Raw genomic sequence first — 13,304 nt, forward strand, 5'->3', positions numbered from 1 at the left:
CACTCGAGGCTACCCGGCGCGTGGGACGCCGCGGCTACAGTGGGCGCGTGAGCGGACCCGGGTACTTCATCTCCTTCGAGGGCGGCGACGGTGCCGGCAAGTCGACGCAGGCGCGCCTGCTCGGGGAGTGGCTGGGTGACCTGACCGGCAGGGACGTCGTCCTCACGCGCGAGCCGGGCGGGACGCCGCTCGGGCTCGAGCTGCGGCAGGCCGTGCTGCACGGCGGTGACATGGACGCGCGGACCGAGGCGCTCCTGTACGCCGCGGACCGTGCGCACCACGTGGCGAGCGTCGTGCGCCCCGCGCTCGAGCGCGGGGCGGTGGTTGTCACGGACCGCTACCTCGACTCGTCCGTCGCCTACCAGGCGGGGGGTCGGGAGCTCGGCGCGGACGAGGTCGAGCTCATCTCCCGCTGGGCCGTGCAGGACCTCATGCCGGACGTCACGGTGCTGCTCGACCTCGATCCGGCGCTCGCCGCGCGCCGCATGGACCGCGCGCACGACCGCCTGGAGCGGGCAGGGGCGGAGTTCCATCGGCGCACGCGCGAGGCCTTCCTGCGGCGGGCCGCGCAGGATCCCGAGCGGTGGCTGGTCATCGACGCCTCCGCGCCCGTCGAGGACATCCAGGGACAGATCCGCGTGGACGTCGCGGCGCGCCTCGCCCTGACGCCCGTCGTCGAGGAGGCCGAGGACACCATGGCCGCCGATCCCGACGACGGGTTCGACGACTCGGACACCGCGATCGGCTACACCCGGCCGCGCGACGCGCAGACGGGCGGACGTGCCCCGGCCGACCACGGCCAGGAGGCGAGCAACGCGTGAGCGTCTGGGACGACGTCGTCGGGCAGGAGCACGCCGTCGAGGTGCTCCAGGGAGCGGTCCGCGACCCGGCCGCGATGACCCACGCGTGGCTCTTCACCGGGCCCCCCGGCTCGGGCCGCTCCAACGCCGCCCGTGCCTTCGCGGCAGCCCTGCAGTGCGAGCAGGGCGGCTGCGGGCACTGCCAGGCCTGCACGACGTCGCTCGCCGGCACCCATGCCGACGTCACCCTCGTCACGACCGAGAAGGTGACGATCGCGATCGACGAGGTGCGGGACCTCGTCGGGCTCGCGAGCCGCAGCCCGTCCCAGGGCCGTTGGCGGGTCATCGTCGTCGAGGACGCCGACCGGATGGCCGAGCGCACCACGAACGTCCTCCTCAAGGCGATCGAGGAGCCACCCCCGCACACCGTGTGGGTCCTGTGCGCGCCCAGCCCCCAGGACGTCATGGTGACGATCCGCTCACGCTGCCGCGCCATGGTCCTGCGCGTGCCGCCCGTCGCGGCCGTCGCACGGCTGCTCGTCGAGCGTGACGGCGCCGACCCGGCGCTCGCCGAGGGCGCGGCGCGCGCCGCGCAGAGCCACATCGGGCTGGCGCGCCGCCTCGCGCGGGACCCGGACGCCTGGCAGCGCCGCACGTCGGTGCTCGCGATCGCACGCCGCATCCGCGGCGTCGGCGACGCGGTCCTGGCCGCGGGTGAGCTCGTCGAGGTCGCGCAGTCCGAGGCGAAGGCCGCGACCGCAGAACGCGACGCGGCGGAGAAGGCCGAGCTCTTGCGGTCCCTCGGCGCGGAACCCGGTGAGACGCTGCCCCCGCGGCTGCGCTCGCAGGTCACCGAGCTCGAGAAGGACCAGAAGCGCCGCGCGACCCGTCACCAGCGCGACGTGCTCGACCGCGCGATGGTGGACCTGCTGTCGCTCTACCGCGACGTGCTCGTCGTACAGCTGGGAGCAGAGGTCGAGCTCGTCAACACCGAGCTCGCCGAGACCGTGCGCTCGCTCGCCGAGGACTCGACGCCCGAGCAGACGGTCCGGCGCATGGACGCGATCGGGGTGGCTCGGGAGCGCCTCGACGGGAACGTGGCGCCGCTCCTCGCACTCGAGGCCATGGCGATCGCCCTGCGCCCGCAGGGCTGACCGGAACCTGCCTCACGGGGAGCCGTCGCGCGACCGGACCCACAGCGTCGTCGTGCGGTCGTCCTGCACCTGCGTCCCGACGGCCCGGAACCCGGCGCGGGCCGCGACCGCCTCGCTCGCCTCGTTCCCCACGACGGTGGCGAGCCGCACCTCGTGGTAGCCCGCTCCGAAACCCCACGTGGCCAGCTCCACCACGGCGCACGTCGCGAGGCCGTGTCCGCGGCCGACGGGGAGCAGCGCGTAGAAGACCTCCGCGGCGAGCGGCGTCCGTGCAGCGACGCCCGCGGTGCCGACGGGCTTACCGTCGAGCAGGACCACGTACCGGGCCGTGATCCCCGCCCGGTCGCGCTCCACCGCCACCCGCACCCGTTCGCGGGCGTCGTCGTCCGACAGATCGGGCGGGTAGTAGGTCCACCGGGGCACGTCGGCGACGCGGGAGAGCGCCTGCTCGAGGGGCCAGTCGTGCGACGTCAGCCGCCGCAGCCCACCCCCTGGCGCGTCCGCCAGGGCGAGCTCGTCCGGTGGTCCGGCACGCAGCGTGGCCATCCGTCGACGATATCGGCACGATGTGCTGCGCCGGCCGTGCCGTCCCGCTCGGGCGGGGCGGCACAGCCGGCACGTCTGCGCTCAGCTCAGGCCAGCGCCTTGGCCTTGAGCGTCGTGAACTCCTCCGGGCTGATCGCCCCGGAGTCGAGGAGCGCCTTGGCGCTCGCGATCTGGTCGGTCGGGGACGCGGCGGCGACCTGGCGGATGTAGGAGTCGGTGTCGTCCTTGGCCTGTCGGATCATCTCCTGCTGCCGTTCGGCCATGCCCCTGCCCCGAGCGATGAGGTAGACGAGCGCAGTGAGAACGGGCAGGAAGATGAGGAAGATCACCCACACCGCCTTCCACCAGCCGGAGAGCTGGTGGTCACGGAACAGGTCCCCGACGATCTGGAAAAGGACCATGAGATAGGCGATGAAGAAGAAGCTGTAGACCAGGAGCCAGAAGAAGTCCCAGAAGTCCATCGTTGCAACCCTTTCTCGATTGCGGGCCCGAGGGGCCGCGGGATGCGGTACCAAGACGACCCGACACGAGGAATCTAGCGATTCGGACCTCTCCGCGCGCGCCACGCCCGAGGGTCCTGGGGTCACGATCCGGTGTCACCTCGGTGCCCGGTGCTGCGGTGGCTGCCGTTTGCGTCGACGATGGACCCGTACAGGCGCCCACCTCGAGGAGTCCCGCATGCTCACCGCCCGCCGTGCCCCCGCGCTCGCCGCGGGAGCGCTCCTGCTCGTCATCACCGCGTGCGCCACCGGGACGGAGCCAGGAGGCGCCAGCCCGACGTCGCAGCCCGAGGAGAGCGGGACGGTACCTGAGGACGAGACCACCCAGGAGGAGACCGTGGATCCGGACGGTGAAGGCCGACCAGACGCCGCCGACATGACGCTCGAGCCGGGCGCGAGCGGCCGAGGGCTGCCCGCAGGTATCGACGCCCCGACGGACGGGGGCAGCGGCGCGGCGTGGACGGACCAGGACGGGCTGCTGTACGTGTTCACGCACGGCTCCAGCTCGTGTCCTGTGCTCGCCGAGGGTGCGGCCGAGGTGGCGGACGGCGACGTCGTCGTGACGTTCATCGAGATCCCCGCGGACCAGGTCTGCACCATGGACTACGTTCCCGCGACGACCGTCGTGTCGGTCCCGGACGGCGTCGACGCGTCCGCCCCGGTGACGGTCGTGCTCGACCGGGACGGTTCGGTCTCGGTGCCGGCGCGCACGGACGGCGCGCCCGGTGAGGCGGCCTGGGTCGGCCTCGCCTGACCCCGTAGCGAGCCACATCGACCGAGCGACGATCGATATGTCGTGAAGACCCCGTGAAAGGCGGTTCGCGGCGATCGTGCGGTGAGGTGTTTACCAGGCCGAGCGGCTACCTTGGCGTGGTGAGATCCCCCTCCCGCGCGCTCCCGCTCGTCTGTGCCTCCGCTCTCGCGGTCGTCCTCGCCCTGGGGGCGTGCACCGCCCCGCCGAAGGTGCAGACACCGGCCGACGAGGCGAATTCCTCGTCGGCACCCGGCACCGGCGACGGCGCACCGGCCGGCTACGAGGACTACTACACGCAGAGCCTCGACTGGACGGACTGCGGCGGTGGCTTCGAGTGCACGACGGTGCGCGCTCCGCTCTCCTGGCAGGACCCCGACGCCGGCGACATCGACCTCTCGGTCAAGCGGATGCCGGCGGGCGGGGAGAAGATCGGCTCCCTGCTCACCAACCCCGGTGGCCCGGGAGGCTCGGGGCTGGAGTTCATCGACGCCGCGATCAGCAGCTTCGGCGACCCTGTCACCGAGGCCTACGACGTCATCGGCTTCGACCCCCGCGGGGTCGGGGAGTCGACGCCCGTGGAGTGCTTCGACGACGCGCGCAAGGACGAGTCCCTCTCGCGGGACTTCCCGTACACGGCCGAGGGCATCGAACCTCGCGCCGAGGAGCTCGCCGCCTGGGGCGAGGCGTGCGCGGAGCGCTCGGGCGATCTCCTCGCGAACGTCGACACCCAGAGCGCGGCGCGCGACATGGACATGATGCGCGCGGTCCTCGGCGACGAGAAGCTCAACTACCTCGGGTACTCCTACGGCACACAGCTCGGCGCGACGTACGCGGGCCTCTTCCCGGAGCGCGCCGGCCGCCTGGTGCTCGACGGCGCGATCGACACGACCCTGACGTCCGACGAGGTCGGCGCGCAGCAGGCCGTCGGCTTCGAGAACGCTCTGCGGGCGTACGTCACGGACTGCCAGGGCGGCGCCGGCTGCCCGCTGTCCGGGTCGGTGGACGACGGCATGGCCCAGATCCGTGACCTGCTCGACCGCGCGTTCGACAACCCCCTGCCGACGACGGGCGAGCGTCGCGTGACGCAGACCCTCGCGTTCTACGGCGTCGCCGTCACCCTGTACAACGACGGCAACTGGTTCCTCCTCACGCAGGCGCTCACCGAGGTGTTCGAGGACGGCGTCGCGGACACCCTGCTGTTCCTCGCCGACTTCTACAACGACCGCAACCCCGACGGCTCCTTCTCGTCGAACTCGGCCGAGGCGTTCCGCGCCGTGAACTGCCTCGACGACCGCGGCAACCCCGACCCGGACTTCATGGCGGCCCAGCTCGAGGAGATCGAGGCGGCGGCCCCGACGATGGGCACGTTCTTCGGGTACGGCGGGCTCACGTGCGCCGACTGGCCCGTCCCGCAGGTCGAGCAGGAGTTCGACCTCGCCGCCGCGGGCGCCGACCCGATCCTCGTCATCGGCACGACCAACGACCCGGCCACGCCGTACGTGTGGTCCGAGGGGCTCGCCGAGACGCTCGACTCCGGGGTCCTCGTGACCTGGGAGGGTGAGGGGCACACGGCCTACGGCCGGGCGAACGACTGCCTCGAGGACGCCGTCGATGCGTTCCTCGTGGACGGGACCGTCCCCGAGGACGGCCTCACCTGCTGACCCGGTCACCGCCTGCCGGCACCGAACCCTGACCGACGGCGTCCGTCCGTGACGCTTTGGAGACTCGGCCGATGGCCAGGTACAGTGGGGCCGCGCTCGTTGCTCCGGCACCGGGATCACTCCGGTGCGCTGGACCCTGCGCGCGCCGCCTTAGCTCAGTCGGCAGAGCGTCTCACTCGTAATGAGAAGGTCGTGGGTTCGATTCCCACAGGCGGCTCAGACCGAAGGCCCGGAACGTCACCGTTCCGGGCCTTCGTCGTGTCGCGGTGCACCGCGCGCGGAAGTTCATCCACATCCCGCTTGGGCGCGGACACCTGCGCGAACTAGCCTCGGGCCATGTGGAGCTTTCGGCGTCGTCGCCCGGTGACCTACCTGCTCGGGGCGCCGGTCGAGTCCTACCCCGACGTCCCGCCCGAGGTGGGGCGTGGGCAGGTGCGGCGGATCACGGAGGTCGGTGAGGACGTCCTGCACCAGCCGTGCCGCCCGGTGGCCGAGCTCGGGACGCCCGAGCTTGCGGCGCTCGTGGACGACCTGTTCGCCACGATGGACAACGCGGAGGGCGTCGGGCTCGCCGCCAACCAGATCGGTGTGGGGCTGCGCGTCTTCGTCTACGACGTCGAGGACGAGGACGGTGACCGGCACGTCGGGCACGTCGTCAATCCCGTCCTCGAGATCACGAGCGACCCGGAGGACCCGGAGGAGCAGGACGAGGACGACGAGGGCTGCCTGTCCGTCCCCGGCGCCTACGCACCGCTGTCGCGGGCGTGGAGCGCGCGGGTCCGCGGCGTCGACCAGTACGGCGACGAGCTGCTGCTCGAGGCGGACGGCTACCTCGCGCGAGCGTTCCAGCACGAGGCGCAGCACCTCGACGGCCGCCTCTACATCGACCTCCTCACCGAGCGTGCCCGTCGGGACGTGCTCACCGAGATGCGTGAGGAGCGCCCGGCGATCCTGGAGGGCCGTCGCGAACGCGCCGTGGCCCAGGGCCGGGAGCCCGCCGAGTACCCGGAACGCCCCCGCGTCTGAGGGTCGTCAGCCCAGCCGCCGCACGAGCAGGAGAGCGCCGCCCGTCAGGGCCATGAGGGCGCCGACACCCATCGCGAGGAGCATCGACGTCGAGTCGCGAGGGGCCGGGGGAGGTGGCGCGCCGCGCTCGCTCGCGTGGGCGAGGCCGCCGCTCGTGGAGGGCTCGTCGCTGGCGGTGACCGGCTCCTCGGAGGGTTCCTCGGTCGGCTCCTCCGTCGGCTCCTCGGTGGGCTCGACCTCCTCCTCGACGGGTGGCTCCTCGGCCTCCTCCACGTCGGGTGCGGGTGCCTCGGTGACCGGGACGGCCGACTCCTGCTCAGGCTCCTCCGGGGCCGGCGGCGCCGTGGGCTCGGACGACGTGGTCGGGCGAGGGGTCGACGACGGCCGGGGCTCGGGCTCGGGTCCGCCCGGCTCCGGCGTCGGCAGGGACTCGACCTCGTCCTCGCTGCAGACCGGGTCGTCGCCGCCCCAGACGCTGTGCATGTCTCGCAGGCCGGTGACCTGCACCCAGCGCAGGCAGTGCCCGTCCCGGTGGTGGCGCCCGAGGCGGTCGAACGTGAGCTCGCCGTCTTCGACGTCGGCGGGGCGGTACATCTGCGTGTACCAGCGGGAGTGCGATCCGTCGAGCGCCGTCACCTCGTAGTGGAGCGACCCCCAGTCGGACCACAACCGCGTCGGGTCGAAGGTCACGGACGTCGGCGTCACCGTGATCTCTCCGGAACCGTCGCGCTGCGCGACGACCCCGCCGACCGGCTGTGCTGCCGCGGGTGCGGCCGCGCCCCACCACGCCGTCGCGATCAGCGCGGCGGCGAGCGTCGCGGCGGCGACTCGGCGCATCGGTGGGTCCTCCAGCTGCCGCGCGGGGCGGCGTCCGTGGGTGGTGAGCGCTGACATCGTACGCAACCTCACCCGTCCGCGGACAGCGCCGGGCCTCTGCCCGATCCCGCGCTCAGAGACCGGCGATCCAGGTCCGCACGGCGACGCCCACCTCGAGGTCCCGACCCTTGACGTCGTGCGCCCCCGGCAGCAGGACGGTCGTCACCGGTCCGCGGATGGCGGCCGAGTGCTGCTCGAGCTCTTCCGGCGACCCGAACGGGTCACGGTCGCCCGAGACGAACAGCACCGGGACGTGCAGGTCCCCGAAGTGGTCGACCCGCAGCGAGGACGGCTTGCCCGGCGGGTGCAGCGGGTAGCTGAGGAGCGCGAGCCCGGCCGCGGGCAGGATGTCCGCGACCGCCATGGAGCACATCCGGCCGCCGTACGACCGGCCGCCGAGCACGAGCCGCTCGGTCGCGACGCCCAGCTCCTCGGCGAACCGGTGGGCCTCCTCGGCGAGGTGGGCGACGGCGACCGCGGGCCGGTCGGGCATCCGCCTGCCCGCGAGCCGGTACGGGAAGTCGACCCGACGGACCGGGAGCGGGGCCACCGCCTCCTCGACCGCGACGAGGGTGTGATGGTCACGGCCGGCACCTGCGCCGGGGGTGAGCAGGAGGCCGGCCACGGGAGATCTGTCACCAGTCATCGCGCCAGTCTTCCAGCAGCGCACGACGCACGACGAACCGCCCGGCCCCGCGATGCACGGGGCCGGGCGGCGACAGGGCGGGTGTCAGGACGACGCGAGGCGCTCGGGGGCGAGGTCGATGCGTCGCAGCAGCTGCGCGTTCGCCGCCACGATCACGGTCGACGCGGACATCAGCACCGCACCCACCGCCATCGGCAGGACGAAACCGACCGGCGCGAGCACACCCGCGGCGAGCGGCACGGCGGCGATGTTGTACCCCGCCGCCCACCACAGGTTCTGCCGCATCTTCCGGTAGCTCGCGTGCGACAGCTCGATCACCGACAGCACGGACCGCGGGTCGTCGCTCGCCAGCACGACCCCGGCCGACGCGATCGCGACGTCCGTGCCCGCGCCGACCGCGAGGCCGACGTCCGCCTGCGCGAGCGCGGGGGCGTCGTTCACACCGTCGCCGACCATCGCGACGACCCGGCCCTCGTGCTGCAGCTCGGCGACCTTCGCGTCCTTGTCCTCGGGCCGCACACCGGCGAACACCTGGTCGATGCCCAGCGATCGGGCGACCGACTCGGCGACCGGCGGCGCGTCCCCCGTGATCATGACGACACGGATGCCCCGGCGGTGCAGCGCGTCGACCGCCTCGCGGGACTCCGGCCGGATCTCGTCGGCGAGGGCGAACGCACCGAGCACCGTCGCGTCGTCGGCCGGGCCGTCGTCCTCGCCCAGGGCGAGCGCGTGCAGGACCGTCGCGCCCTCCCTCTCCCAGGTCGCGGCGTCTGGCAGGGGGGCCAGGCCGTGCTCGGCCAGGAGCGCGGGTCCGCCGACGGCGAGCCGGCGGCTTCCCACCGTGGCCCGCACCCCGACGGCGGTCGACGACCGGAAGTCGCTCGCCACCGGGACGTCCAGCCCGCGGTCGGTCGCCGCGGCGGCGATCGCGCGGGCGAGCGGGTGCTGGGAGTCCGCCTCGACGGCCGCGGCCAGCGCCAGGACCGCGTCCTCGTCCTGGCCGGGGGAGACGGCGCGGTGCGTGACGACCGGCTCGCCACGGGTCAGGGTGCCGGTCTTGTCGAACAGCACGGTGTCGACCGTGCGCATGCGCTCGAGCGCGAGGCGGTCCTTGACGAGCACACCCGCACGGGCGGCGCGCTCGGTGGAGATCGCGACGACGAGCGGGATCGCCAGGCCCAGGGCGTGGGGGCAGGCGATCACGAGGACGGTGATGGTCCGCACGAGTGCTTCCTCGGGTGTCCCGAGGACCAGCCAGGCGGCCACGGTGACGGCGGCCGCGGCGAGGGCGTACCAGAACAGCCAGCCCGCGGCGCGGTCCGCGAGGCGCTGCGTCCGTGAGCTCGACGCCTGCGCCTCGGCGACCAGCCGCTGGATCCCGGCGAGCGCGGTGTCGGCGCCGACGGCGTCGACCCGGACGCGCAGGGCGTCGTCGATCGCGACGGTCCCGGCCACCACCGGGTCGCCCTCCGCGCGCAGCACGGGACGGGACTCACCCGTGATCATGGACTCGTCCACGTCCGCGCTGCCGGCGGACACGACGCCGTCGGCGGGCACACGCCCACCCGGTCGGACGACGACGACGTCCCCCACCCCCAGGTCGGACGGCGAGACCGTCGTGGTCGTCCCGTCCGCGTCGACGCGCTCGGCCTCGTCCGGCAGGAGGGCCGCGAGCGAGTCGAGGGCGGACCGGCTCGCGGCGAGCGACCGCATCTCGATCCAGTGCCCCAGCAGCATGATGACGACGAGCAGCGTCATCTCCCACCAGACGTCGAGCTCGTGCGAGAGCAGGCCGAGGCTCGCACCCATCGACGCGACGTAGGCCGTCGTGATCGCCAACGAGATGAGGAGCATCATCCCGGGTGACCGGTCCCGCAGCTCGCCGACCGCACCGGTGAGGAACGGTCGACCTCCCCAGAAGAAGACGACCGAGCCCAGGACGGGCGAGACCCACGGGACCCACGCGGCGTCGGGCAGGTCGTAGCCGACGAGCATCGCGAACATCCCGCTGAACCCGATCACGGGGACGGCGAGGGCCAGCATGATCCAAAACAGCCGCCGGAACTGCGCGACGTGGTCGCCGTGCCCGCCGTGGCCGGCGTGTGCGTCGTGCCCTGCGTGCGCATCGTGGCCGGCGTGCGCGTCGTGGTGCGTGTGCTCGTGGTGCTGCGTGCGGTCGAGCTCGTCGTGCTGCACGGTGGCCTCCTGATCTTCGTCGATATACCCCTACGGGGTATAGCAACAGCAGAGCACGCCGAGATCTTCCCGAGGTGTCAGTCGGGCTGGCTCGTCACGGTCGTCAGCAGGAACGCGCAGTCCTCGAGCGCGACGACGGCGTGCCGCTCGTGGGTGAGCACGCGCAGCTCGCCGGTCCCCAGGTCCTCGTCGCCGCCGACCGCGGTCACCCGCACCCGGCCGCGCAGCACCTGCAGCGACGCCGCGGGCGGGGCGTTGTGCTCCCCGAGCTCGACCCCCGCGACGAGCGCGAGGATCGTCTGCCGCAGCGGACCGTCGTGCACGACCACCTCCGCGCTCCGGCCGTTCTCGGCGGCACGCGCCCCGGTGAGGTGCGCGTCGGTGAGCAGCTCGATGTTCGTCATGGTGGCTCCGGTGTCGGGGCGGCAAGGGCCTCCATCATGGCAGGGCTCCTGGGTGTCGGCAGGGCCGGGTAGCGTCGCGGGAATGGCGAGAAGCACGCAGGGCCCCGGACGGCAGACGAGCACCCGCACCGGCGAGGACTGGGGTGGGCGCACGGTGGACGCGGAGACCTTCGAGGGTGTCGAGTTCGTGGACTGCGACCTCTCCGAGGTCGTCACGGCCGGTGCGACCTTCATCGACTGCGCGTTCCGCGGGGTCCAGCTCAACGCCTCCGCCCACACGGACACGGCGTTCACCAACTGCACCTTCGCCCGGTCGACGTTCTTCGACACCACGTTCACCCGGTGCAAGCTCGTCGGTTCCGTGTTCGACGACTGCACGTTCGACCTCCTGCGGGTCGAGGGCGGCAACTGGTCCTTCGTCGAGATGCCGCGGGCAGACCTGACCTCGGCCGTGCTGCGCGGCGCGCGGTTCCGGGAGGCCGACCTGACCGGCGCCCGCTGCGCGGGAGCGACGCTGCGCGACCTCGACCTGTCCGGCGCGCTGCTGCACCGGGCGGACCTCACCGGCACCGACCTGCGGGGCAGCGACCTCAGCGCGCTCGACCCGCTGTCGGCGACCCTCACCGGAGCGATTATCGACGCCGGTCAGGCGCTCACGGTCGCCGACGCGCTGGGTCTCGACGTCCGCGCCGACTGAGGCGGGCACCACAGCGACCGCCCGCCGCGCTCGCGTCATGATCCGGCCCGCGAGCGGTCTCTTCTCCTGGTACCCGACACCCCGGGTGCCGAGAGAGGAATGGTGCCCGTGGCTCCCGAGAACCCGATCGACGTCGCGACACGCTCCGACGAGGAGCTCGTCGCGTCCGTCCGGGACGGCGACGCCGACGCCTACGCGACCCTCTGGGAGCGGCACGCGGGCGCGGGCCGGGCCGCCGCACGACGGATCACGGGATCGTTCGACCCGGAGGACCTCGTGCAGGAGGCCTACGTGCGGATCCTCGCCGCGATCCGGTCGGGCCACGGACCGACGGGCCCGTTCCGTCCCTACCTCTACCAGTCGATCCGGAGCATCGCCGCCAGCTGGGCACGCTCGCCGCAGCTCTTCCCGGTCGAGGACGTGCCCGAGGTGGGCGACCCGCGCGACATCGCCGAGACCGTGCTCGACGGGTCGATGACGACCCGCGCGTTCCGGCGCCTGCCGCAGCGCTGGCAGGCGGTGCTCTGGTACACCGAGGTCGAGGGCATGGAGCCGCGGGACGTCGCGCCGCTGCTCGGACTGCAGGCCGGGGCGGTGTCCGCGCTCGCGTACCGCGCGCGCGAGGGTCTGCGCCGCGAGTGGCTCCAGGTCCACGTCAACGAGGAGGCCGTCGCGCCCGAGTGCCGCTGGGCGGTCGCCCGGATGGCGGAGCACCAGCGCGGTGCGCTGTCGGCCGTCGCGCGAGACCGCTTCGACGAGCACCTCACCGGCTGCCTGTCGTGCGCGATCCTCGTCGAGGAGATCGACGAGGTGGCCTCCCGGCTCGCGCTCGTCCTCGTGCCGCTGGTCCTCGGCCTCCCCGCCGTGCTCGGTGGCGGGTCCGCCGCGGTCGGCGTCCTGGCCTCCGGTGCGCCCGTGGGCACCGGTGCGCCCATGGTGGCGGGCGGACCGGTGGTGACCGACACCTCGACGAGCGGGGTCGGCCCCACGGGGGGCGGGTCTGCCAGCGCGGCGAGCGCCGCCACCGGTCACGGCGCGCTCCTCGCCGGGCTGATCGCCGTCGGTGCGGCGACGGTCGCGGGCGTCCTCGCGTTCGCGCAGCCCTGGGCCGGTGAGACGCCGGTCCCGGCCACCGAGTCCGTCGCGGCACCCGCGACACCGTCGGTCACCCTGCCGGAGCCGGACCACGACGTTCGTGAGACCACGGACGACACCGCCGACGACACGGTCGCCGAGCCCGGAGGGGAGGTCGCGGCGGACGACACCGGGGTAGCAGGCAGCGAGCATCGGGAGGACGGGGCCGACGCGCCGACGGAGGAGCTGGCGGAGGAGGACACGGGCACCGGCCCGGCGGCGGAGACCCCCGCGGCGCCGGAGAGCTCTGAGGGCTCGACGGGTCTCGTCCCACCTACCGTCCCTGTGCGCCCACCCGATCCTGTGGACCCGACCGATCCGGAGGTGCCGGTCGTGCTCGACGCGCCGACCGTCGTCGGCCCGGCAGCAGGTGAGCTCGTCCATCTCCCGGAGCTCGGCGGGGAGGGGACCCCCGGAGCGCTCGTCGAGCTGCTCGACGCGCGCGACCAGGTCGTCGGCACCGCGACGGTCGACGAGGCCGGCGCCTGGACGGCGGTGCCGTGGGGGCTCGACGGCTCGGGCGAGCAGACGATCGTCGCCCGCCAGAGCCAGCGCACCGGGGGAGTCGACGTCGTGTCGGAGCCGAGCGGCGCCGTCGGGCCGTACACCTTCGAGCGACCACGTCTGACCGCCCCCGCGGACGGGGCGAGCGTGCCGTACTCGGTGCTCGACCTCGACGGCAACGGCGAGCTCGACGACCTCCAGGTGGTCCTCACCGGGCAGGCGGGACGTGTCCTCGAGGTCGTCGTCGACGGGGTCCCGACGGGCAACCGGCACACGGTCGGGCTGCTGCCGCTCGTCCGGACGCTGTCCGGTCTCGCTCCGGGCGAGCACACGGTCGGAGTGCGCTACGTGGCGGACGACCGGGTGGGCCCGCTGCGGGTGTCGGCGTTCACGATCGTGCCCTAGC

The 13,304-nt window shown here is 73.5% G+C and carries 13 protein-coding genes and 1 tRNA gene; 8 read left to right on the top strand and 6 right to left on the bottom strand.

The window, feature by feature from the left end; translation table 11 throughout:
- Positions 1–47 precede the first annotated feature (47 nt).
- Both tmk and OHL10_RS01450 read left to right on the top strand, forming a co-directional pair.
- A complete protein-coding gene (tmk, locus tag OHL10_RS01445; RefSeq protein ID WP_425498903.1) occupies positions 48–821 on the top strand; it encodes a dTMP kinase in 774 nt (257 codons plus the stop codon).
- Positions 818–1,954, top strand: a complete 1,137-nt coding sequence (locus tag OHL10_RS01450; RefSeq protein ID WP_265520365.1) for a DNA polymerase III subunit delta' — start codon at positions 818–820, stop codon at positions 1,952–1,954. Before tmk ends, OHL10_RS01450 begins: the two co-directional genes overlap by 4 nt.
- 12 nt (positions 1,955–1,966) lie before the next feature.
- On the opposite strand, the gene OHL10_RS01455 is transcribed toward OHL10_RS01450, so the two are convergent.
- Together OHL10_RS01455 and OHL10_RS01460 are read right to left on the bottom strand one after the other, a co-directional pair.
- Positions 1,967–2,500 (bottom strand): GNAT family N-acetyltransferase, encoded by a 534-nt coding sequence (locus tag OHL10_RS01455; RefSeq protein WP_265520366.1) that lies wholly within the window; start codon positions 2,498–2,500, stop codon positions 1,967–1,969.
- Positions 2,501–2,586: 86 nt separating this feature from the next.
- Entirely contained in the window at positions 2,587–2,961 is a 375-nt protein-coding gene (locus tag OHL10_RS01460) for an SHOCT domain-containing protein (RefSeq protein WP_265520367.1), read from the bottom strand.
- Between the two features lie 217 nt (positions 2,962–3,178).
- Between OHL10_RS01460 and OHL10_RS01465 the strand changes: the two genes are divergently transcribed.
- From OHL10_RS01465 to def, 4 genes are all read left to right on the top strand, one after another.
- Positions 3,179–3,754 (top strand): hypothetical protein, encoded by a 576-nt coding sequence (locus OHL10_RS01465; protein ID WP_265520368.1) that lies wholly within the window; start codon positions 3,179–3,181, stop codon positions 3,752–3,754.
- A 119-nt stretch (positions 3,755–3,873) separates the two neighbouring features.
- Positions 3,874–5,415: an alpha/beta hydrolase gene (locus OHL10_RS01470; RefSeq protein WP_265520369.1), complete on the top strand. Its 1,542-nt coding sequence runs from the start codon at positions 3,874–3,876 to the stop codon at positions 5,413–5,415.
- Positions 5,416–5,559: 144 nt separating this feature from the next.
- Positions 5,560–5,632: transfer RNA gene (locus OHL10_RS01475), tRNA-Thr, on the top strand.
- Positions 5,633–5,751: 119 nt separating this feature from the next.
- Positions 5,752–6,441, top strand: a complete 690-nt coding sequence (gene def, locus OHL10_RS01480) for a peptide deformylase (RefSeq protein WP_265520370.1) — start codon at positions 5,752–5,754, stop codon at positions 6,439–6,441.
- Between the two features lie 6 nt (positions 6,442–6,447).
- Here def and OHL10_RS01485 read toward each other — a convergent pair whose 3' ends face one another.
- From OHL10_RS01485 to OHL10_RS01500, 4 genes are all read right to left on the bottom strand, one after another.
- A complete protein-coding gene (locus OHL10_RS01485) occupies positions 6,448–7,278 on the bottom strand; it encodes a hypothetical protein (RefSeq protein ID WP_265520371.1) in 831 nt (276 codons plus the stop codon).
- A 112-nt stretch (positions 7,279–7,390) separates the two neighbouring features.
- Positions 7,391–7,963, bottom strand: a complete 573-nt coding sequence (locus tag OHL10_RS01490; protein ID WP_265520372.1) for an alpha/beta hydrolase family protein — start codon at positions 7,961–7,963, stop codon at positions 7,391–7,393.
- A gap of 84 nt (positions 7,964–8,047) precedes the next feature.
- Complete coding sequence (locus OHL10_RS01495; protein WP_265520373.1) at positions 8,048–10,159, bottom strand: heavy metal translocating P-type ATPase; 2,112 nt, start codon at positions 10,157–10,159, stop codon at positions 8,048–8,050.
- Between the two features lie 77 nt (positions 10,160–10,236).
- Entirely contained in the window at positions 10,237–10,563 is a 327-nt protein-coding gene (locus OHL10_RS01500; RefSeq protein WP_265520374.1) for a cupin domain-containing protein, read from the bottom strand.
- Positions 10,564–10,645: 82 nt separating this feature from the next.
- On the opposite strand from OHL10_RS01500, the gene OHL10_RS01505 reads away from it, so the two are divergent.
- Entirely contained in the window at positions 10,646–11,260 is a 615-nt protein-coding gene (locus tag OHL10_RS01505) for a pentapeptide repeat-containing protein (RefSeq protein ID WP_265520375.1), read from the top strand.
- Between the two features lie 108 nt (positions 11,261–11,368).
- Positions 11,369–13,303, top strand: a complete 1,935-nt coding sequence (locus tag OHL10_RS01510; RefSeq protein WP_265520376.1) for a sigma-70 family RNA polymerase sigma factor — start codon at positions 11,369–11,371, stop codon at positions 13,301–13,303.
- Position 13,304 lies beyond the last annotated feature (1 nt).

Origin of the sequence: Oerskovia flava, from assembly GCF_026163685.1 — a bacterium.
GTDB classification, from domain to species: domain Bacteria; phylum Actinomycetota; class Actinomycetes; order Actinomycetales; family Cellulomonadaceae; genus Oerskovia_A; species Oerskovia_A flava.